Origin of the sequence: Brevibacillus fulvus (assembly GCF_016908525.1) — a bacterium.
GTDB lineage: Bacteria > Bacillota > Bacilli > Brevibacillales > Brevibacillaceae > Brevibacillus_G > Brevibacillus_G fulvus.
This window is the reverse complement of the sequence record NZ_JAFBEB010000009.1, coordinates 61,591-83,953: the sequence shown is the minus strand read 5'-3', so window position 1 is coordinate 83,953 and position 22,363 is coordinate 61,591. Positions and strand designations below refer to the sequence as shown.

The 22,363-nt window shown below is 54.5% G+C and carries 11 protein-coding genes; 10 read left to right on the top strand and 1 reads right to left on the bottom strand.

Annotation, left to right across the window (positions count from 1 at the left end; genetic code table 11):
• The first annotated feature begins 68 nt into the window (after positions 1-68).
• From cyoE to purU, 8 genes are all read left to right on the top strand, one after another.
• Complete coding sequence (gene cyoE / locus JOD01_RS13350) at positions 69-998, top strand: heme o synthase (RefSeq protein WP_204518830.1); 930 nt, start codon at positions 69-71, stop codon at positions 996-998.
• 156 nt (positions 999-1,154) lie between these two features.
• Complete coding sequence (locus tag JOD01_RS13345) at positions 1,155-2,075, top strand: COX15/CtaA family protein (RefSeq protein WP_204518829.1); 921 nt, start codon at positions 1,155-1,157, stop codon at positions 2,073-2,075.
• 141 nt (positions 2,076-2,216) lie between these two features.
• Positions 2,217-3,479, top strand: a complete 1,263-nt coding sequence (locus JOD01_RS13340) for an exonuclease SbcCD subunit D C-terminal domain-containing protein (RefSeq protein WP_204518828.1) — start codon at positions 2,217-2,219, stop codon at positions 3,477-3,479.
• Positions 3,460-7,110, top strand: coding sequence for an AAA family ATPase (locus tag JOD01_RS13335; RefSeq protein ID WP_204518827.1), 3,651 nt, complete (start codon positions 3,460-3,462; stop codon positions 7,108-7,110). The genes JOD01_RS13340 and JOD01_RS13335 overlap by 20 nt, the downstream gene beginning before the upstream one ends.
• Before the next feature lie 27 nt (positions 7,111-7,137).
• Positions 7,138-10,605 (top strand): helicase-exonuclease AddAB subunit AddB, encoded by a 3,468-nt coding sequence (gene addB, locus JOD01_RS13330; protein ID WP_204518826.1) that lies wholly within the window; start codon positions 7,138-7,140, stop codon positions 10,603-10,605.
• Entirely contained in the window at positions 10,589-14,407 is a 3,819-nt protein-coding gene (gene addA / locus JOD01_RS13325; RefSeq protein ID WP_204518825.1) for a helicase-exonuclease AddAB subunit AddA, read from the top strand. The genes addB and addA overlap by 17 nt, the downstream gene beginning before the upstream one ends.
• 162 nt (positions 14,408-14,569) lie before the next feature.
• Positions 14,570-15,976, top strand: a complete 1,407-nt coding sequence (locus JOD01_RS13320) for a branched-chain amino acid transporter BcaP (protein ID WP_204518824.1) — start codon at positions 14,570-14,572, stop codon at positions 15,974-15,976.
• 144 nt (positions 15,977-16,120) lie between these two features.
• Positions 16,121-17,020: a formyltetrahydrofolate deformylase gene (purU, locus tag JOD01_RS13315; protein WP_204518823.1), complete on the top strand. Its 900-nt coding sequence runs from the start codon at positions 16,121-16,123 to the stop codon at positions 17,018-17,020.
• Between the two features lie 3 nt (positions 17,021-17,023).
• On the opposite strand, the gene JOD01_RS13310 is transcribed toward purU, so the two are convergent.
• Entirely contained in the window at positions 17,024-17,713 is a 690-nt protein-coding gene (locus JOD01_RS13310; protein ID WP_338028559.1) for an alpha/beta hydrolase, read from the bottom strand.
• A 154-nt stretch (positions 17,714-17,867) separates the two neighbouring features.
• Here JOD01_RS13310 and JOD01_RS13305 point away from each other — a divergent pair, with 154 nt between their 5' ends.
• Positions 17,868-19,112, top strand: a complete 1,245-nt coding sequence (locus tag JOD01_RS13305; protein WP_338028558.1) for an efflux RND transporter periplasmic adaptor subunit — start codon at positions 17,868-17,870, stop codon at positions 19,110-19,112.
• On the top strand, positions 19,102-22,305 hold the full coding sequence (locus JOD01_RS13300) for an efflux RND transporter permease subunit (RefSeq protein ID WP_204518820.1): 3,204 nt from the start codon (positions 19,102-19,104) through the stop codon (positions 22,303-22,305). The genes JOD01_RS13305 and JOD01_RS13300 overlap by 11 nt, the downstream gene beginning before the upstream one ends.
• Positions 22,306-22,363: the final 58 nt, after the last annotated feature.

The window sequence follows — 22,363 nt, the reverse complement described above, 5'->3', positions numbered from 1 at the left end:
GACAGGTTATCGCATAGGTGAGTGCGAGTGTTGAAGAATTATAGCTCCAATGAACAGGAGGTAAGGTTTTGGACCAACAAGTGACGTATCATGAGACGATCGAGTCGGACTCTGCCATAGAGCATCAGACGGTTCAACCGGCGACATGGAGTGATTATCTCCATTTAACCAAACCGGGCATTACCATATCCAATTTGATGACGACCTTTGCCGGGTTTTGGTTGGCTTCAGCCGGTTCGCCAGATTGGACGATTCTGCTCTATACGCTGGTGGGGACAGCCCTGGTAATCGCTTCAGGGGCTGCCTTGAACAATTATTACGATCGTGAATTGGATTTGAAGATGAAACGGACGCGCAACCGCGGGATTGCGGCCGGACGAATTCATCCCCGCAATGCTTTGGCAATCGGAATCGTTCTGTTGCTGGCCGGCTTGGTTATTTTATTTATGCTGGTAAATCCGTTGGCTGCCGTTTGGGGATTGATCGGGCATGTTTTTTATGTACTGATTTATACGCCGATGAAACGGGTTAGTTCGCTGAATACCGTAGTCGGCGGGATTTCGGGAGCAGCCCCTCCGGTGATTGGCTGGGTCGCGGTAACGCAATCGATGGATATGGGTGCCTGGCTTCTGTTCCTGATCCTGTTTCTCTGGCAGCCCCCCCATTTCTTGGCTTTGGCTATGCTGAAGGTGGAAGATTATCGCGCGGGCGGTATTCCGATGCTGCCGGTCGTCAAAGGATTCGCTGAGACCAAAAGACAGATGTTTCTGTGGGGCGCGGCTTTGGTACCGGCTTCGCTGTTGCTCTTTTTCCATGGAAACGTCAACTACATTTATCTTGTTTCTATGACGATTTTGGGGTTAATCTATTTGGTTCTGCTGTTCCAAGGGTTCTCGGTCAAAGACGAACTGAAGTGGGCCAGAAAACTGTTTAGCTATTCCATTCTGTATTTGATGCTGATGTGTCTGGCGATGGTGATCAGTGCCGTCTTTAACTGACATAAAACGATCAAATTTGCCACTCCAACATCTCTTGCGCCGCAAGAGATGTTTCTATATTTTTATATAGGGGGTCGTAAACAGAACCTAGCCAGTTCCCGCCGTTAGCGGCGAAATTTGTCGGACTGCGGGAAGAGAGAGGTGGACTTGATTGAGATGACAAAGGATCGAATCATAAAATATGCAGCAATTGCAGCAACCGTCGTCATGTTTTTGACGATGATTGCCGGCTCCCTGGTGACCAAAACCAATTCCGGCTTAGGTTGCGGAAACGATTGGCCGCTTTGCAACGGCAAATGGGTACCGGAATATACCTTGCAATCGATCATTGAATATACGCACCGGATGGTTACCGGTTTAGCGGGTATTGTCGTGATAGTCTTTTCGATAATGGCTTGGCTCCGTTATCGGGGGAATAAAGAAGTTCGCGCTTTGGCGTGCTTTGGTATCTTTTTTATTGTATTGGAATCGATGCTAGGGGCATCGGCTGTCATATGGCCGCAATCCGATCCGGTGTTGGCGCTTCATTTCGGGTTTTCCTTGCTGGCTTATTCCGGCGTCTTCCTGCTGACGTTGTTTGTTTTGCAACGGGAGAAAATCAGCGGAGTGATCAAGGGGAAAGTGCCCGGCGGTTTTCGCAATTATATTTGGTTTGTCACGGTCTTTGCCTATGGAGTGGTTTACCTGGGCGCGTATGTGCGGCATACCGGTTCCAGCATGGGATGTTCCGATTGGCCGCTCTGTCAAGGGAAATTGATCCCGGAATTGTCCGGTCAAACCGGCATTCAGTTTGTGCATCGCCTCGGCGCTGCGCTGTTGTTTGTGTTGATCACCATTCTGCTGATTTATGCGGTCCGTTATTTGAAAGAACAGCGAAGAGACATTTACCGCGCCGCCATTTTTGCTTTCTCGTTGATTATCGTTCAGGTGTTGAGCGGCGGTTGGGTCGTCAAATCGCATCTTGTTCTTTATGCAACGATGTTTCATTCGGCCGTGATCACCTGTCTGTTCGGAGTGCTTTGCTATCTATGCGTCCAGTCGCTGAAGGGCAGCGTCGAGCAAAAAGTCAACCAATAGCGCCAACAGCCGTTTCCAAGAGAAGCGGCTGCTTTTTTGTTTGAACAGCGCTTTTCCTTATTTTTTGCCTGAACCATGCCTGTCCAGATTTGATACAATGTAGAGATAAGGCAAACAAATGATCTGATACGGGGTGAGCTTGTGCGGATATTACATACAGCCGATTGGCATTTTGGCCGCATGTTGGAAGGTATCGACCGGCGGGAAGAACAAGCGGCATTTGTGGACGAAATTTGCCATATTGTCGAGGAGCAGGCGGTCGATCTCGTATTGATCGCCGGTGATGTCTATGATTCGGTCAATCCCCCGGCATGGGCGGAGGAGCTTTTTTACGATGCGCTGGAACGGTTGGCGAATGGCGGGAAAAGAGGCGTCGTGGTCATCGCGGGAAATCATGATCAGCCGGAACGGGTGCGGGCGGCAGCTCCTTTGGCGCGTAAGCACGGCATCGTCTTGCTGGGATTGCCGAAAGAAGCGCCGGTGATCGAGAAGGCAGACCCGACAAAGGTGCAAATTGTGGCCGGCGGTTCTTCCTGGTTTGAACTGGCAATTCCCGGTGTGGAGCATACGGCGGTGGTTCTTGCTCTGCCTTATCCGTCCGAATCGCGGTTGAAAGAACTGCTCAGCGAGAGCTTTACCCAGGAACAGATGCAGCAAGCTTTTTCCGACAGAATAGAGCAGCTGTTCGCGGCGCTGGCGCAACATTTCCGAGACGATACGGTGAATCTGGTCACGAGCCATTTATTTGTAATGGGGGGAAAGGAAAGCGATTCGGAGCGTCCTATTCAAATTGGCGGGGCTTTGACCGTCCGTCCGTCCGCTTTTCCGCCGAATGCTCATTATGTGGCGCTGGGCCATCTGCATCGCTTGCAAAAGTTGAGCGAACAGCCGCTGGTTCGTTATAGCGGATCGCCATTGGCTTACAGTTTTTCCGAAGCGGGTCAAAGCAAAGCGGTGGTCATTATCGATGCGGTGCCGCAGCAGCCGGTTCAGGAGCAGATCATCTACCTGCAGAGCGGAAAGCCGTTGGTACGGTGGAAAGCGACCGAAGGGATTGCCCAGGTCGAACAATGGCTGGCAGAAGGACGGGATGCGGGAAGCTGGATTGAATTGGAGCTGCATGTGAAAGATGTGATTGATCCGGCGGAGTTTCAACGTTTGCGTAAATTAAGCGATGACTTCGTGAAAATTCAGCGCGTGTTGCTCAGGGACGAAACTGGCGAGCGAACGAGCGCTGAGCAGGAGAACAGGGAAGAGCTGAGCGCAGAACAGCTGTTTTGCCGCTTTTATGAACGGAAACGGGGCATGCAGCCGGATGAGCAGGTGATCAGGCTGTTTAATCAACTGATGCAGGAGAGAGACGAAGACGCGGAGGGACAGGCCATTGAAACCGATTTGGCTTAAAATTGCAGGTTTGCATAGTTATCGTGAGCTGCAGGAAATCGATTTTGCAAAATTGTCCGAGGCCGGGCTGTTCGGAATTTTTGGGCCGACGGGCAGCGGCAAGTCGACGATTTTGGACGCGATTACCCTTGCGCTGTACGGACAAGTCGTCCGGCTGGGGGGAGGAACGCATCCCAAGGAAGTGCTGAACCAGTTGGAACAGCGCGTCTTTGTTTCGTTCACCTTTGAAATTGGCGCAGGAGATAGACGCAAGCGATACACGATCGAGCGGGAATTTGGCCTGGATAAAAAAGGAAACCGCAGACAGCCGGAGGTTCGCTTGATCGAGCGGGGAACCGATGGCGTCACCCCGGACAAAGTGCTGGAATCGAAGGCAACGGCGGCCACCCAAGCAATCGAGTCGCTGATCGGTTTGACCTTGCAGGATTTTACCCGGGCAGTCGTCTTGCCGCAGGGTCAGTTTTCCCGCTTTTTGACACTGAAGGGCAGTGAACGGAATGAAATGCTGCAGCGAATGTTTCAACTGCACGAATACGGCGAAAAATTGAACGAACGGATTCGCACGAGGTACGAGCAAAACAAAACGGAACTGCACCGGCTGCAATTGGAGCTGGCAGCCATCGGTGACGTGGGACCGGAAGCGCTGGAACATGCGCGGCAAACGCTGGAACTGGCGGAGCAACAAAGCAAGGCGTACGCGGCGCAGCGGGAAGAGCTGTCGGCGAAAAAACGGGAAATGGAGCAGGTGTATCAATGGCAGGTGGAGCGGGCGGCGATCGAGCAACAGGCGGCGGCGCTGCAGTCCAGGCAGGCGGAGATCGAACAGATCGGGCAAAAAGTAAAAGAGATCGAGGCCAGCCTGCAGATCTGGCCGCTTTGGCAAAAGTATCGGAAACTCAGCAAGGAATGGGACGAGCTGGGACTGGCCTTGGCACAATTGCGCCAGCAGCAGCAATCGGCAGCCAGCGAATGGGAACAGGCCGACCAGGAGTACCAGTCGGCTGCCGCAACGCTGCGCCAGCAGGAGCCGCTGTTAGCCGAACAAAAAGGAAAGCTGCTGCAAGCGGTGGAATGGGAAAAGGAATTGGCAGCACTGGCGCGTGACTTGCAGGAAGCGGAGCGGGAGCAAGCAGGGCTGACCGGACAGCTCCATTTGCTGCATAGCCAGATTGACCAGCTGGAGCAGGCATTGGTTGATTTGGACAAGCAGTGGGCCGAGCTGGAACAGCAAGTGCAGCAGGTGGTGGTTACTCCCGAGGAACGGCAGCATTTGGTTGCGCTGCGGGAAGTGAAAGAGGGCTGGAGCCGTGAACAGCAGAAACTGCAGGAGTTGGTTGCGCAAAAGGCGGAGCTGCAAAAAGAGCGGCAGGCATTGACGGCAGATTTGCAGCAATTGGCGGACGAGGTGCGGCAACAGGCGACGCTGCGGGAACGGACCCAAAACGAGCTGGCCGCTTGCCAGGAGAAGCCGCTTCTCTCGGAGACAGAACTGGAACGCCTGCGTGAACAATTGATGCAAGCCAAACAGTTGGGCAAAGAGTGGCGGGAACAAGTCAACTTGCTTAACGCCTGGAGCAAAAAATGGGCCGAGCTGGAGCAACGCTGGGGCCAGCAGGAGCGCGACATACTGCAGCTGGAAGAACAACAGCGGAAACTGACAGAAGTTCATCAGCGGGCTCGGGACGCCTATGAACAAGTCAGCAGCGAATGGCAAAGCTGGCAACGGGAAAACCTCGCCCGGATGCTGCGGAAAGAGCTTTCCGACGGTGAGGCGTGTCCTGTGTGCGGCTCTACGCATCATCCGCTTCGTCATACCGAGCTGACGGAGGAAGCGCAGACAGCCGAGCGACAGCGGTGGGAACAGAAATTGGCGCAGATGGAAGAGGAAGTCGCCCAAGCGGAGCGGCAGCTTCGCGAGGCAACGGACAGTCTGCAGGCGGCGAAAATCAACGGGGCGGCACTTGCCGAGCAACGGCGGAGCCAGCAGGAGGAGAAAGCGTCAATCGACGAAAGAGTCGCCCAAATCAAGGCGGAGTGCGCAGCGCTTGGGGCGGATTGGCAGACGGAAGATTTTGAAGCGCTGCTGATGCGCTATAAACAGAACGAGACTGCCTTTCGCGTGAAAACGGAAGAGCGTGCGCGGCAAAAAGACATGCTCGAACAACTGCAGCAAAGGCTGGCGCAAGTTCGCGAACAAGAACTGCTGCGGCGAAGTTCCCAGGAGTCCAAACAGGCATTGTTGAATCGGCTGCAAGATCAGCTTGCCGTTGTCGATCTTCGGCTGGCGGAAGCGACGGAGCAGTTGCGGCAAGCGGAAAGCAAATTTACCCAACTGCGCGGGGAGCTGTTGCCGGAGGAGATCGAAAGCCGTTATCGGCAACTGGAAGAACGGGACAGATTGCTGATTCAACTTGCCCAGCAGCGGACAGAGCTGGAGAAAAGACGCAAAGATTTGGCGCAGCAAAGCGAGACGGAGAAGGAGCGGCGAACGCAACTGACAATCCGTGCGACAGCGCTTCAGGAGCGAAGGCACGAGCGGGCGCAGCTGCAGACGGAAAGGCAGCGGCAGCTGTTTGCCGTCACACAGGGGGAAGCGGCAGCAAGTTTGCTGACACAAATTGAATCGAAGCTCGCCCAGCTGCAAAAATCAGTCCAAACCGCGGAGCAAAGACGCACGCAAGCGATGGAGCGAAGACAGCAAGTCCATGAGCGCTTGCTAAAAGCAGAAGAAGCCTGCTCTTTGCTCAATCGGCAACGGATGGAAGCGGAACTGGTTTGGCAGACGGGCATGCAGCAGGCTGGTCTGGCTGATGATGTCTCCCGGCTTGAAGCGCTTTATCAGGAAAGCGAACGATTGGAGGCGTATCGAGAACAGGTAGACAGCTATAATCGCCAACAAACTCAGCTGCAGTACGAGCGGGATCGGCTCGGACAACTGCTGGCCGGACGAAGCGTTACCGAGGAAGAATGGCAATCCATGCTGCTGGCCTGGGAACAGCTGGAGCGCACTTATGAGGCGTTTAAGGATGAGGTGGCGGTCGCCCGGCAAACGCTGCAGCAAATTTCCGCGAACCATGACAAGTGGGTCGGCTTGCAGGCGAAAATATTCGAACGGGTGGATGAACAAAGCCGGCTGGAAGAATTGAAAAAGCTGTTTGAAGGAAAGGCGTTTGTCCAGTTTATTGCCGAGGAAAAGTTGGCGGCGATCGCTGCCGATGCTTCCTACCATCTGAAGCGCATGACCAAAAACAGGTATGCCCTGGAAATTGGCGACGAGGGCGAATTCGTCTTGCGGGACGAAGGCGCGGGCGGAATGCGCCGGCCTGTCAACACCTTGTCCGGCGGTGAAACATTCCTCACTTCCCTTGCGCTGGCGTTGGCTTTGTCCGTGGAAATCCAGATGCGCGGGGGCAAACTGGAATTTTTCTTCCTGGATGAAGGGTTTGGTACGCTTGATCCGGAGCTTTTGGAAACTGTTATGGATGCGTTGGAACGGTTACGGATGGACCGGTTTACAATCGGCCTGATCAGTCACGTGCCGGAGATGCGGCTGCGAATGCCGCGAAGATTGGTGATCACACCGGCGGAACCGCTGGGGGCGGGCAGCCAGATCAGGCTGGAAATGGATTGACGATCAGCAAGGGAGGGAATGAACAAAATGTCGCTGCAATTTGTGATTGGCAGGGCTGGTACAGGAAAAACAAGCCATATTCTCGGCTATATCCATTCAAGGCTGAAAGCGGACCCGGCAGAATCGACGTTTATTTATATTGTTCCGGAGCAAGGCACTTTTCAGGCCGAGTATGCGCTGGCCACCTTGCCAGAGCTGGGCGGCGTGATCGGTTCCCAAGTGCTCAGTTTCAACCGCTTGGCCTACCGTTTGCTGCAGGAATTGGGCGGTATGACGCTGCTGCCGGTCGACGAACGAGGCAAGCAAATGGTCTTGCGGATGCTGTTGGAGCGATACAAAGACCAGCTTCAGATGTTTCAGCGTTCTGCTCAGCAGCCCGGTTTCGTCAACCAGTTGGGCCGGATGATCAGCGAATGCAAGTCATACGGCGTGATTTTTCACGATTTGGACAATCTCGATTGGGGAAGCGCATCGCTAACGCAAAAAATCAAAGACATCAGCCTGATTATGAACGCTTATGAGGCGTATTTGTCCGGGATTTACTATGATACCGATGATATGTTGACCCGCGTGGCGACGCTGGTGGGCCAATCGGAATATCTTCGGCAAGCCGAAATTTTTATCGACGGCTTCAGCGGCTTTACCAATCAAGAATACCGGATGATTGAACAGTTAATGGTGCATGCCAAGCGGGTAACGGTCGCCCTTTCGCTGGACCCGCTGGAGCTCGCGCAGTCGACGGACGAGTTGGCGCTGTTTGCTCCGACGTTGAAAACGTACCACCGCCTGGCGCAAATTGCCCGTGAAGTGGCCGTTCCGCTCGAGGCGCCCATTGTCCGTCAAGAAAGCTATCGCTTTGCCGGTGCACCGTTGTTGGCCAAGCTGGAGAAATCGTATTTTGCCTGGGATGCTCTGCCAGTGAACGCCAAGCCCGCTCGCACCGATGAGCTATGCCTGGTAGCGGCCGTCAATCGGCGAGCGGAAGTAGAAGCTGCCGCCTTGCAAATTTTGTCGCTGGTCCGCGATCATGGCTACCATTGGCGCGATATTGCCATCCTGCTGAGAGAAATGGGCATTTACGCCGATGAAATCGAAGCGGTGTTCACCGAATACGGCATTCCATTCTTCCTTGATCAAAAGCGCACCGTATTGCACCATCCGTTGATCGAACTGATCCGCTCTTCCCTCGAGGTAATCGTCAGCCGCTGGCGGTATGAAGCGGTGTTTCGCTGCTTGAAGACCGATCTCGTGACCCCGGCGGGCGGGGAACGTCCGACCCGTTTGGAAGTGGATCTGCTGGAAAACTATGTGCTGGCTTACGGGATACAAGCTTATCATTGGTCGCAGGAGACGGACTGGAGTTTTCACGCCCGGCATGATCAAGACGCTTTCGAAATCGATGCGATTCGCCGCCGGTATGCCGCGCCGCTGTTGGCGTTTGAACGCGAAATGAAACAGGCGGAGCAGACTGACGTAAGAGCGCTGACCACCGTTTTGTACCGGTTTTTGCTTGAGTTGGGCGTACCGCAAAAGCTGGCGGAATGGCAAGAGCAAGCCGAGGCGGCGGGGGAGCTGGAAACGGCCCGCGAACATGGTCAGGTGTGGAACGACCTGTTGGAATTGCTGGACCAAATTGTCGAGGTGATGGGTGGAGAACAGATTGAGCTTGCCACATATGCCCGGATTCTCGACAGCGGTCTGGAGAGCATCCAGCTGGGACTCGTTCCGCCGGCGCTGGATCAGGTGTTGATCGGCTCGATGGAGCGTTCGCGGCAACCGGATGTCAAGGCCTTGCTGATATTGGGCGCCAATGATGGCCTGCTGCCGGCTCGCCCGGTGGAAGAAGGCATCCTCGATGAAGCGGAACGCGAGCATTTGGCTGCGCTGGGGATTGAATTGGCTCCCAGCGCCAGACAGCGGTTGATGGAGGAACAGTATTTGCTTTATCAAGCGTTTACGCGTCCGTCCGAACGCTTGTGGCTGAGCTGTTCCTTGGCGGATGAAGAGGGAAAAGCTTTGCTTCCTTCCCCGGTGTTTGAACGGTTGCAGGAACTTTTTCCCGAACTGACGCTGCGCTATTTTTATAATGAACCGACCGGAGAGGCGCAACAGGACAGTTTTCTGTTGGGCAGACCGGATAAAGTATTCGGCCATTTGCTGACATTGCTGCGGGAATTCAAGAAAGGCCAGCCGCTCTCGCCGTTCTGGTGGGAGATTTATGATTGGTTTGTCCGCTCCGATGAGCAGCGAACGAGGCAAAGCTGGCTTCTGTCCGGCTTGAACTACGACAATCGGGTTCGTCCGTTGTCCAAAGAAATCAGCGCTGCCTTGTACGGCCGCCAACTGCGGATGAGTGTGTCCCGCCTGGAACGGTTCCAGGCTTGTCCGTTTTCCCATTTTTCGTCCCATGGCTTGCGATTGACGGAGCGGGAATTGTTTAAACTGGAACGGTTCGATGTCGGCGAACTGTTTCATGCTTCTCTTAAACGGGCCGTCGAAGTCATGAAGGATCAACATTTGGAGTGGGAACGATTGAGCGAAGCGGAAAGCATGACTTTGGCCGATGAGGTGGTCGAGGAAGTAGTGCCGCAAACTCGCAGCAGTATCTTGACGAGAACAGCGCGCTACCGCTATTTGTCCGGCAAGCTGAAGCGGGCGGTCGGACGAGCGATCTATGTGCTGGGTGAGCATGCCAGACGCAGCCACTTTGCGCCGGTCGGTCTGGAGGTTAAGTTCGGTCCGGGCGGAGATTTGCCGGGTCTGACATTGCCGTTGGATCAGCAGTCGTTTGTGCAGTTGATTGGCCGGATTGACCGGGTTGATTTGTCCATTGACGAGGACCGTCCTTATTTGCGCGTGATTGATTACAAATCCGGCGCAAAACGGTTAGCCTTGTCCGACATTTGGAACGGGCTGAATTTGCAGCTGCTCGTTTATTTGGATGTCGTTTTCAGCAACGCCGAGCAATGGCTTGGGAAAAAAGCGGAAATCGGCGGTGTTTTTTATTATCAGGTAGCCGATCCTTTCGTTACAGCCAAACGAATGCTGGCGGCGGATGAAGTTGCCAAGCAGCGAACAGCGAAGCTGAAGATGAAAGGGCTCATGCTGGCGGATCCCGATGTCGCCAGGCTGATGGATCAGCAAGTGGAATCGGGCAGTTCAGAGCTTCTGCCGTTTGGGCTGAAAAAGGACGGAACATTCTCTGCCTACTCTTCTGTGGCCACCGCGGAACAGTTTCAACTGCTGCAGCAACACGTCAGGGATACTGTGCGAGAATTGAGCGCCCGCATGATCGCAGGCGACATTCAAATTGATCCATATACTCTGGGAACTTTTACCGCTTGTGAAACTTGTTCGTTCAAGGCCGTCTGCCAGTATGACCAGCAGCTTTCCAAGACGGAAACCAGAGTGTTGGGGAAATGGAAAGATCAGGAGATCTGGCAGAAGTTAGCGGACAAGTTCGGAGGAGGGTGTCAAGATGAGCAACAGTCGTGAGAGCAAACCGGATCGCTGGACAGCGGAACAATGGCAGGCGATTACTAGACAGGGCGGAAACTTGCTGGTCGCGGCAGCCGCCGGTTCGGGGAAGACATCGGTGCTGGTTGAGCGTATTATCCGCAAGATTACCGATCCGACCGAGCCGATCGGTGTCGATCAACTGCTGGTCGTCACATTCACCAACGCTGCCGCCGCGGAAATGCGCCATCGGATTGGCGAGGCGCTGAACAAGGCGTTGGAGTCGGCGCCCCGTTCCGCTCATTTGCGCCGCCAATTGGCCTTGCTGCCAAGAGCGACGATTACGACGCTTCACTCCTTCTGTCTGGCTCTTTTGCGGCAATATTATTACTATCTCGAACTTGATCCCGACTTCCGCATTGCCGATCAGCTGGAAATTGAACTGCTGCGCCAGGACGTGCTGGAGGATTTGCTGGAACAATGGTACGATCATGATCCCGAGTTTCAGCAACTGGCGGATATCATGGTCGAAGGACAGGATGACAGCAGCCTGCTCGGACTGATCCTGCGGCTGTATGATTTCGCGCACAGTCACCCAGCCCCGTACCGCTGGATGGAGCAAGCTGTTGCGATGTTTGAAGAGGACCAGCCATTGTCGGCGCGAAAGTGGACACGGGGGTTGCTGCAAACGATCCGGCTGGAATTGCAGACGGCGGAGACAGCGATCGGCAATGCGATTCGCCTGGCGGGAGAAGTCGACGGACCAGCCGTGTATCTGCCATTGCTGGAACAGGAAAAAGAATCGATTAGCCGCGCCCGCCTTGCCTGCGAGGCAGGTTGGGAAGCAATCGAACAGGCGGTGCGGCAAATTTCCTTTCAACGGCTGCCTGCGGCGAAAGAGGCTGATCCGCTTGTCAAGGAGCAGGTGCAATCGCTGCGCGGTCTGGCCAAGGATCGGGTCAAGAAACTGCAGGACGAGTTTTTTGCCGTGTCGAGCAGCGACTATTTGCGCGATTTGCAAAAAATGGCTCCTTATTTGAAAACATTGACGCGGCTAGTCCAGTCGTTTGCCGAGGCTTATCAACGGGAGAAACGGGCGCGTTCGCTGGTCGATTTCAGCGACCTGGAGCACTTTGCGCTGAAGCTGTTGCTCGCGCCGCAAGCGGAGGACGGAGACGACGTACAGATGCAGCCTTCGGACATCGCGCGGCAGTTGCGCGAACAATTTGCCGAAGTGCTGATCGATGAGTACCAGGACATCAATCTGGTGCAGGAAACGATTTTGCAAATGGTTTCGCGCGATGCGTCGAATGGTCCGGCCAATCGCTTTATGGTGGGGGATGTCAAGCAAAGCATTTATCGCTTTCGCCTGGCAGAACCGAAGCTGTTTTTGGAGAAATACAATACCTACCGTCACCCCGTTGACGAAGCAGCGGCAATTCCGGGAACAAGGATCGATCTCGCCGCCAACTTTCGCAGCCGGCGCGAAGTGGTTGATGCAGTGAACTATTTGTTCCGCCAGATCATGTCGCCAGGTGTGGGGGAACTTTCCTACGATCCGGCGGCAGAGCTGATTTGCCGGGCCGATTATCCGGCGGCAGACGCCGATTCGATGCGAGTGGAGGTGCACCTGATCGACCGCCATAACGCCGCCGCCGGGGGACATATGTCGGAGGCGGAGGAGACGGAAGACGAGCCGGCTGGCGGCGAAGCGGCGCAGTTGCTGGAGGAGGCTTCCGCAGCGCAACTGGAAGCGCGGTTGATTGCCCAGCGTATCCGACGCTGGATGGAACCGGGGTCCGGTGAGCAACCGCTGCTGGTATTTGACAAAAAAACGGGGGGAATGCGGCCGCTTGCATACCGCGACATCGTCATCCTGCTGCGGGCGACGAGCGGTTGGGGCGAGACGATGATGGAGGAGCTGCGGGCAGCCGGCATCCCTGTCTACGCGGAGCAAAGCGGCGGATATTTTTCGGCAACGGAGATTGAAGTCATGCTTTCCCTGCTGCGCGTGATCGATAATCCGCTTCAGGATATTCCGCTGGCTGCCGTGTTGCGCTCACCGCTCGTCCGGCTCAAGGAGGAACAGCTGGCGCAGATTCGCATCCATTATCCGAGCGGCTCCTTTGCCCAGGCGGTCTTGCAATACGCCGCCGAACAAAGAGACGAGGAAGAGGAGTGGCAGCGCCGCCTGCGCCGTTTTTTGCGGCAAGTTGACGAATGGCGCACGATCGCGAGACAAAGCTCGCTCGCCGGGCTGCTTTCGCAAATTTACCGCCAGACCGGATATTTGGACTATGTGGCGACCTTGGAAAATGGCCAACAGCGTCAGGCCAATTTGCGCGCCTTGTATGACCGCGCGCGGCAGTATGAAGCGGCCTCGTACCGCGGCTTGTTTCGCTTTTTGCGGTTGATCGACCGCTTGCAGCAAGCGGGAGATGATCTGGGCGAAGCGAGAACGGTCGGGGAAGGCGAAGACGTTGTCCGCATGATGACGATTCACAAGAGCAAAGGGCTGGAGTTTCCGGTTGTGTTTGTCGCCGGCTTGGGCAAACGGTTCAATACGATCGATTTGAACAGTCCGTTTCTTTTGCATAAAGATCTTGGATTTGGTCCGCAGGTCATCGATCCTGATATGCGTCTGCGCTATCCGAGTTTTGCCGCCATGGCGATCAAGCAGCAGCTTCACCGCGAGCTGTTGGCGGAAGAGATGCGGGTGCTATATGTTGCTTTGACGAGGGCGCGGGAAAAGCTGGTGTTGGTCGGTTCCGCGAAAAATCTGGCGAAAAGTGTCGAGGCTTGGAGCAACTTCTCCTCTGCCGAACAGGTGTTGGCTGATGAAGATCTGATTCAGGCAAAAGGGCTGCTTGACTGGATCGGGCGGGCGCTGCTGCGGCATCCGGCGGCTGAGCAATTGCGTCGATACGGCATGAGCGAGACAGAGGAGGCGCGGCAGGTTCCTCAGCTTCACGATCCGTCCTGCTGGTCGTTTTGTTTCTACCAAGCGGACCAGCTAAGCAGCCAAACGGCGGAAACCGGCGTGGAGCAGACTTTGTTGACGCGAATCATTCACCGGGAGCAAATTGAGCAACGCCCCGCCGATCCGGTCTGGAGACGGGAAATCGAGCGGAGGCTCTCCTGGACCGATCCGCTTTCGCACAGCGCGAAAATCGCCGCAAAATGGAGCGTCAGCGATCTGAAGCAAAGCGCAGTCGCGTCAGGAACCGCCGGCAAGCTGCCGCGACTGATCGAAAGTCCCCGCTTTATAACGGGAGCAAAGGAACACCGCTATACGAGAGCGGAAGTGGGGACGATCATGCATACGGTTTTGCAGCAGCTTGATCTGCGCCAGGAATTGGATACAGCCAATCTCCGGGAGCAGCTGTCGGGATTGGTATTGCGGCAATATTTGACCGAGGAAGAGGCGGCACAGGTAGACTTGGAACAGCTTGGCGCATTCTTCGCTTCTCCATTGGGACAGCGCGTGAAGCAAGCCAAACGGATTTATCGCGAGCTGCCCTTTACGCTGGCGCTTCCTGCCCGTGAGGTAATGGCGCCCGCCGGATCGGAGAAAGCCGATGCCGATGAGCCGATTATTGTGCAGGGGGTAATCGATTGTCTGCTGGAAGAAGCGGACGGCCGGTTAACTTTGCTTGACTTCAAGACAGACTGGGTAGGGGACGAGTCGCCGGATGCTGCGGCTGCTGTTTTGACCCGACGCTATGCCGAGCAGATCCGCTACTATGTGCGAGCGGTCGAGCGAATTTGGAAGCGGAATGTGGCGGAAAGCTATCTGTATTCGTTGACGGGGGGAATCGCCATACCGATTCGTCATCGGTAGATTCTCCCTAATCGCTTGGCGGTTGGACTCCCGCAACAGGCAAAACATAGATCTCTTGCGTGCAATTTACACTACATCTTTTGGAACCGAACGATTATAATTGGCATTATGTATTTTTTGAATATTTACAGCGAGTATAGCATTCGGGGGTAAAAAGACAACATGAGTTTGTTTCAGAAAAAGTCGATTTCACAAATGTTGGAAGGTTCAAACGGCCCCAGCGGCTTGAAAAAGGCATTGGGCGCTTTTGATTTGACGATGTTAGGGATCGGAGCGATTATCGGGACAGGCATTTTTGTGCTCACCGGGGTGGCGGCGGCGGAACATGCCGGGCCGGCACTGGTGCTCTCCTTTGTCATCGCTGCCATTGCCTGTGTGTTTGCCGCGCTTTGTTACGCCGAATTCGCTTCGAGCGTTCCGGTATCGGGGAGTGCGTATACGTATAGTTACGCCACTTTCGGCGAGTTGGCCGCCTGGATTTTGGGCTGGGATTTAGTCCTGGAATATGGAATGGCGGCAGCGGCGGTGGCAAGCGGCTGGTCTGGTTATGTCCAGGGATTGTTGAACGGATTTGGCATCCATTTGCCAACCGTTTTGACCGGCGCATTTAACCCCGCCAAGGGCACGATCGTCGATTTGCCGGCAGTCATCATTACGATGGTGATCAGCTGCTTGCTGATTCAGGGCATACGCGAATCGGCCCGGATCAACAATATTATGGTTGTGATCAAAGTGGCGGTCGTCCTGATTTTCCTCGCGGTCGGAGCGTTTTATGTAAAACCGGACAACTGGACTCCGTTCATGCCGTTTGGTTTTTCGGGGGTGGCCACTGGGGCAGCGACGGTATTTTTTGCTTTTATCGGGTTTGACGCTGTGTCCACGGCAGCGGAGGAAGTGAAAAATCCGCAGCGCAATATGCCGATCGGAATTATCTTGTCATTGGCGATTTGTACCATTTTGTATATCCTGGTTTCGTTTGTCCTGACCGGAATCGTGCCGTATCAATCGCTAAATGTAAACAATCCGGTCGCGTTTGCGTTGAATTACGTTCATCAAGACTGGATTGCAGGCTTTATTTCTTTGGGCGCGATTCTTGGCATTACGACGGTTTTGCTTGTCCTGTTGTACGGACAAGCCCGTCTGTTCTATTCGATGAGCCGCGATGGACTGTTGCCGCCGCTCTTTTCCAAAGTAAGCGCCAAACGGCAAACACCGCTGCAAAGTACGCTTCTGGTTGCCGTGATGGTTGCCGTTCTCAGCGGATTCATTCCGTTGGACAGCTTGTCCAAGCTGACCAATATCGGGACGCTGTTCGCGTTTATCGTCGTATCGATTGGCGTGGTCGTATTGCGAGTCACCAATCCGCAGTTGAAACGGGCGTTTCGCGTACCATTGGTTCCGTTGGTGCCGATTTTGGCGGTGCTTTTCTGCGGGTATTTGCTGATGAGCTTGCCGGCCAGCACCTGGATTGGTTTTGGAATTTGGCTCTTGATCGGCCTGGTGATTTATTTCAGTTACGGTTACCGCAATAGCGAGTTGACCAAATTTTGTAATAACAGCAAAGAGTAATGAATCGCATGGCGGCTTCCGGCAAGGGAAGACCGCCATGTTTTTTTACATCGTGTCGATCTCTGCGCCAAGGGCTTGCCAACCGGTTGGCTTCTGTGCCATTCTGTTACGTATGAAGCAATGATTGGATGGAGGAGAGGAACCGTGAATCATTTGTCAGACCGCGAATGGATGGCGTATCGCACTAAAAACAAGGACCGAGGACGCATGTTGATCGCTTGTCCCGATCAGCCGGGAATTGTCGCCGCCGTCTCCCAGTTTTTGTTTTCCCAAGGGGCGAATATCGTCCAATCGGACCAATATACGACCGATCCGGAAACAGGGAATTTTTTCATGAGGGTCGAGTTTGACGTCGTCGATCTGGAGGAACGGATTGAAGAGCTGCGCCGGCGGTTTGCGACAGTCGCCAACGACTTTGGCATGGATTGGTCGATTATTGAAGCGAAAAGACGCAAGCGAATGGCGATCTTCGTATCGAAGGAAGACCATTGTCTGCTGGAATTGCTGTGGCAATGGAAATCAGGACAACTGCATGCCGATATTGCCATGGTGATCAGCAATCACACCGATTTGCAAGAACTGGTCGAACCGTTTCAAATACCGTTTTATCATGTACCTGTCAGCAAAGAACGAAAGGAACAGGCGGAAGCAGAGCAACTTGCTTTGACGAGCGGAAAAGTCGATGTGATCGTATTGGCCCGCTATATGCAAATTCTTTCCCCCCGCTTTTTGCAAGATTATCCGCAACAAATCATTAACATCCACCATTCGTTCCTGCCGGCTTTTGTCGGGGCCAAGCCTTATGAACAGGCGTACAAGCGTGGGGTGAAGCTGATCGGCGCCACCGCCCATTATGTTACCGAAGAACTGGACGCCGGTCCGATCATCGAACAGGATGTGCAAAGAGTAACGCATCAGCACGATGCCGAAGATTTAAAACAACTGGGCCGACAGATCGAGCGCACTGTGTTGGCCCGCGCGGTAGGCTGGCATTTGCAGGATAAAGTGCTCGTTTACCAAAACAAGACGATCGTTTTTCCATAACGCTTACCCCTCGGGAAGGTTATCTGCCAAATACCGCTTGACTTGCTCATCGATAAAGCGGATTGCTTCTGCCGCTTCCGTTCCTTGCAGCAGCAAATGACCGGAGTGGGCAAAATATTGAACCGTAACTTGGCTGCTCCCCACCTGTTTTTGCAAATGGACGGCGCTGATCGCTTTCACGGTGTCGTCCTCTTTTCCTTGCAAAATGACGTACGGACAGGTCACTTCCGGCAGCAGCGGCTTGGTCTCCGCGAGCAACCGCCGAAACTGCAGCATGCTGCGCAACGGAATTTTTCGCGTGCTTCGCCAGTAGCGCGACAGGTGCATAGCCGGATCTTTGCGCAAGTTTCGCCATACCTGTTTTAAGTCCCAGTACTTGTAAGGTGTGTTGATCGTAAACAACAGCTGCACGGGATACTTTCTGGCAACATGGAAAGCAAGCAGTCCTCCCATGGAAAACCCGATGACGATGATCGTCTCGGCCCTCATTTGCAAACGTTTATACGCCTCCTCCGCAGAGCGAACCCATTGCTGACGCGTGCTGCGCGCCAGAAACCGGCGCCCCAAGCCATGTCCTTCCAGAGTGGGGCATTCAATGACATAACCTTGTTCATGCAAATAGCGAGCCAGAGGAAGCACCTCGTGAACATCTCCGGCAAAACCGTGCAAAATCAAAAAGCCAACCGTGGACACGCTTTTCACTCCTTTCGTCGTCGAGGTCATCCTATCGTTCATCGTAGCATGTTTGATTTGCCGTTAAAAAGTTTTCTGCAAACTTCCTCTTTTCCCTTATACTAGAAAAAAACGGATGATTAAAGGTGGGTTGTTCGTCTTTATGGGGGTACAAGTGCGAAATTGCTTTGCAATCTGCCTGACTCTGGCGTTGTTGTTGTATGCCAGCGGATGTGACAAACTCGAAGCGGAAGTGGACAAACTGCGGGATGATCAAGAAGAAGCGGCATTAAAGGTCAAGACGGTGGAAAGCTTCACGGTTGGCAATGAGCAGGGCATGCACATGCAGATTGCCGGGATGGTCGCTCCGAAAAAGGAATTGGCGCTTTCTTTTGGCGCTTCCGGCAAAATAGCCAAAATTCATGTCAAGAAAGGCGACCATGTTGAAGCGGGAGCTCTGCTCGCTTCCTTGGATGCAACGGTATGGGAGCAAGAAATTGCCGCAGCGCAGGGACAAGTGGACAGCGCGCAACTGGAGCGGGAAAAGACGTTGCGGGGGGCTGACTTGCACGACATCAACCAGCAGAAGCTCGAGGTGGAACGAACGAGACAATTGGCCGATCAAGCGAGCGCTGCGTATGACCGGGGGAAACGATTGTACGCCAACGGAGCGATCGCCAAGGATGAGTTGGAACAGCTGGCCTTGCAGGACAAGCAAGCGGGTCTGGATTTGCAGGAAGCGCAGCTCCGCCTGACGCAGTTGACGGAAGGTGCAGACCGATTGGATCTGGAAACGGCAAATGCGGCGGTGAAAGAAGCGAATGCCCAGCTGGCCAAAGCAAAACAGCAATTGAACAATGCGAACATTATGGCGCCGTTTGCCGGCATTGTCGCCGATTTGCGCCATCGGGAATCCGAGCAAATTTCCCAAGGGGAAGAAGTGATTCGACTTGTCGATACAGCACAGTGGATCGTGGAGCTGAAAGTGGACCAGGATCAGATTGGCCATTGGCAAGCGGGAAAAACCGTCACGGTACAGTCGGCTGACGGCGCACAGGCGGAAGGAACCGTCAGTTTTGTCTCGCCGGTGCTGGACAAAGCGAGCGGAACTTATCCGGTGGAAATCGTCCTGCAGGACACTGCGCTCAATTGGAAAGGGGGCATGAGTGTGATGTGCCGCTATCAGGTAGAGCTGGCCCAAGGCGTGCTCGTGCCGGTGTCGAGCGTAGGCATTGCAGAAGACGGCTATTATGTTTTGCAAGTGAGCAACAACAGCGTCAAAAAAGTTCCTGTAACCGTTGGTGCTCTCTATGACGACTATTATCAAATCCTGGACGGCCTGGCGGCAGGGGATGTGATTGTCAAAACCGGACTGTCCTATCTGATCGACGGAGAGGCGGTGAAGGTGCGTGATCCGTAAATGTGTCGGAAGCGGCAGTTTTCTCAACCTGCTTGTCGCCCTGATTGTGGTCATCGGCTTCGCCGCCGTGGCCAGAGTCGATTTGCAAAACTATCCGGCGGAAGAAACGCCTGTTTATCTCATTCATGCTGTCGCACCAGGGATGCCGGCAGACTATATTGACGAAAAAGTGAGAAAACCGTTGGAACAGGCGATTCGCCAACTGGGAGAATTTGAGCATCTGTCAACGCTTTCCCGCGACGGGCAAGCCGAGTTGACCGTTCAAAGAAGCACTCCTTTTCCGGGAGACTATGGACAGCGGCTGGACAAAAAACTCGCGGAAATCGCCCCCGCTTTGCCTGGCGGCCGTGAAAGTGTCCGGTGGGAGCAAGTCCCTTACGGTGACCGGCAAATCGCCTATCTGCTGCTGCAAGGAAACGATCTGCAAACGGCGTGGGATGCGGCTGCGCATACGGTTCGCGAGACTTTGCAGCAAATTCCGGGCGTGGCACGGGTTGAACTTGAGCAGGGCGCGGTACAACAGCGAGTGGAGGTGCTGCTCCAGCCGGCGAAATTAAAACAGTACGGTCTGACGCCCGAAGAAGTGAGCGAACAGCTTCAGCGGCAACATGCCACCGCACGAATCGGCGAAATCGGCACAGACGATGAAAAAACCAGTCTGCAGTGGACCAGTCAACCGAACAGTCCCCAGGAGTGGGGAAACAGCTTGATTGCTACCCGTGAAGGCTATGTTGCGCTTAAACAGATCGCTATTGTCCAGGACAAGCGGGCAAGCCGGGGAGAGACCGTCTCGCTGTATCAGGGCGAACCTTTTGTCGGGGTCCGGGTATACGCCGAGGAGCACGGGCAAGAGCCAAAAATCAGAAATGCGGTGCGGACAGCGGTCGACCTGCTCAATGAACAGGCCAACGGCACCTTTCGGCTGATCCGTTTTCCCGATGAGCAACTGGCGCTGGCCAGCACATTGCAAAATGCTTTCTGGCTGGTCGGGCTCGCCGTCTCTTGCGCAGCGTTCTGCGTTGGCTGGCGGTTTCGTCAACTGGCCGCCGGTCTTCTGTTCGGCGGGGCGGTTGGCCTGGCGTTGCTTGCGTTGCTTGGCGGTATCTGGCTCGGCGGAATTGCGATCAATATAGCTACGTTGGGCGCGCTGCTCTTTTTCGCGGTCTGGTTTGTCGGGGCGGGTACGGCCTTGTTTCATCAATTGACCCAATTGGCGGACTGGAATCTGGACGCGATCGCGGCGCGCGTAAAACGAACGCTTCAAGCAATGCTGTTGGCATTGGTGATCGTGTTTCTGCTTGTCTTCATCGCGGTGTATTCCGATTGGCTCAGCGTGACGGATCGCGCCACTTTGCTGCCCGCTTTGCCGCTGTTTGGCTGGGGCGCTCTATCCATGATCATCGTCTACGGCGTGATCCTGCCGGCCTACTGCCACAAATGGCTCAGCAAAGCTCCGATTCCGCGAGCGGTTCGTCCAGTCTCAAGATGGGCACAGCATCAGAAACAGCGCTGGTCCGCTCTGATGCGCAAAGGTTATCTGCCATATGTCGTCAGCCTGTCCGCTTCATTGCTGCTGTCGTTCTTTTTTCAGCCGTTTGTGACGGTCGATCCGTTTCTTCAATTGGATACCCATGAAATGCACATTCGTTTGCCGATGATCAAGGGAAGCAGTCTCGATCAGGCGATCGCGGCGGAGAGACAGGCGGAGCAGCAGCTTCGCCAAATCAAGGAAATCCAAGAGCTGCAGGCAAATGTTAGCAAAGAGCTGATCCGCTTTGAGGTGCGATTCAAGGACAGGTACGATTGGGAGCAAAGCAAGCCGCAATTGGAAAAAACCATCGAGCAGACTTTGCGGCAAATTCCGGGAACCGATCCGTACGAGCTGGCGATCGACGGGCAAACGGGCAGCATTGAATTCACGGTCAAGGGTCCTGCTTTACAAACGACCGGGGAGTTGGCCAACCAAGTGCTGGCATACTTGCAAAATTTGCGGTGGGTCGACAAGCAGGATCGGGAAATTATTACCGATGAACGGATCAGTACGCAAAGCAGCGATGTTCCGGCCATTCAGTTTCGACCGAAACGGGAAATGTTGGCGCGCTATCAGATTTCCGAAGAGGAGATTCGCGATCAACTGGCGTTTTATCTGCAGGAACAGCAAATTGGCGATTTGCTCTGGAATGGCAGCATAGTACCGGTTATTGCCAAATTTCCGGAGATGGCAAGGGAGCATCCCGAGCAAGTCAAAAAGTTCCTGATCCGCACGGCAGAAGGGACGGTTCCTTTGGCTGAGTTGGCAGAAGCGGAATTGGGCCCGCCTCCGGCCGAATTTATGCGGGAAGACGGCCTGTATGTGATGAAAGTAAGCGCCCAATTGTCGGAACCGTCGCGCAGGGATACGCTTTCTTACTATTTGCCGTATCAATTTCGTCAGGAAGGCAGAATACCGCCGGGTTATACGATTCAAACTGCGGATGAGACGGAGAAGGAACAGCAAGAAGAGGCCGACCAGGCGGATTGGCCAACACGACTGACCGTTACGGCCATTGCCTGCTTGATCGCTTTGTCGCTCGGCAGCGCTTTCGGATTCAAGGTACGCCATGTGTTGCTTGGCCTCCTGCTGCTTCCTGTGCTGTCCGGGGCAGTCATTTTGGCGCTGTTGGCCCTTTACCGGCCGTATAATCTCATGGCTTTTTATGGTGTGCTGGCCAGTTGCGGCCTGATTTTGCAGCAGGCTTTGCCGTGGATGGATTCGGCTGCCCGCCGGACGTTGAACCGTCTGGAACAGCGTGTTTTTTCACATGCCCCGGCAACCATCGGCTTGCTAGGTTCCGTTCTGCTTGGATTGTTTCCAATGGCAATGGGCATGGGGCAAAGTGGCGATTATTCCGCGTCGTTTGCCGCCGCTTTGGGAAGCGGAGTGATTTTGGCCGGTTGGTGTCTGCTTGTCTTGCTGCCGGCGCTTTTGGGGAAGGAAGAGCAACGAGCGGCCGCTGTTGACCCGTCAGCGGCAGCGGAGTTCCGCAGATGGTTGCGAACCGAATGGTCCAATTATTTGGTGAAGCGACGGGATCGAGCCAAACAAGCGGATAAATTGGACTCCTTGCCATCGCTCGCGCAGTCGGAACAAAGCGGGAGGGTGTGCCGGGAACTGACGGAAGATGATTTCCGGCCGCTGTCCCGGGACTCGTAAGCAGACAGCGGCGTGTTATTGTTTTTCGTTGCCTCCGCTGCGCATGGTATACTAAAAA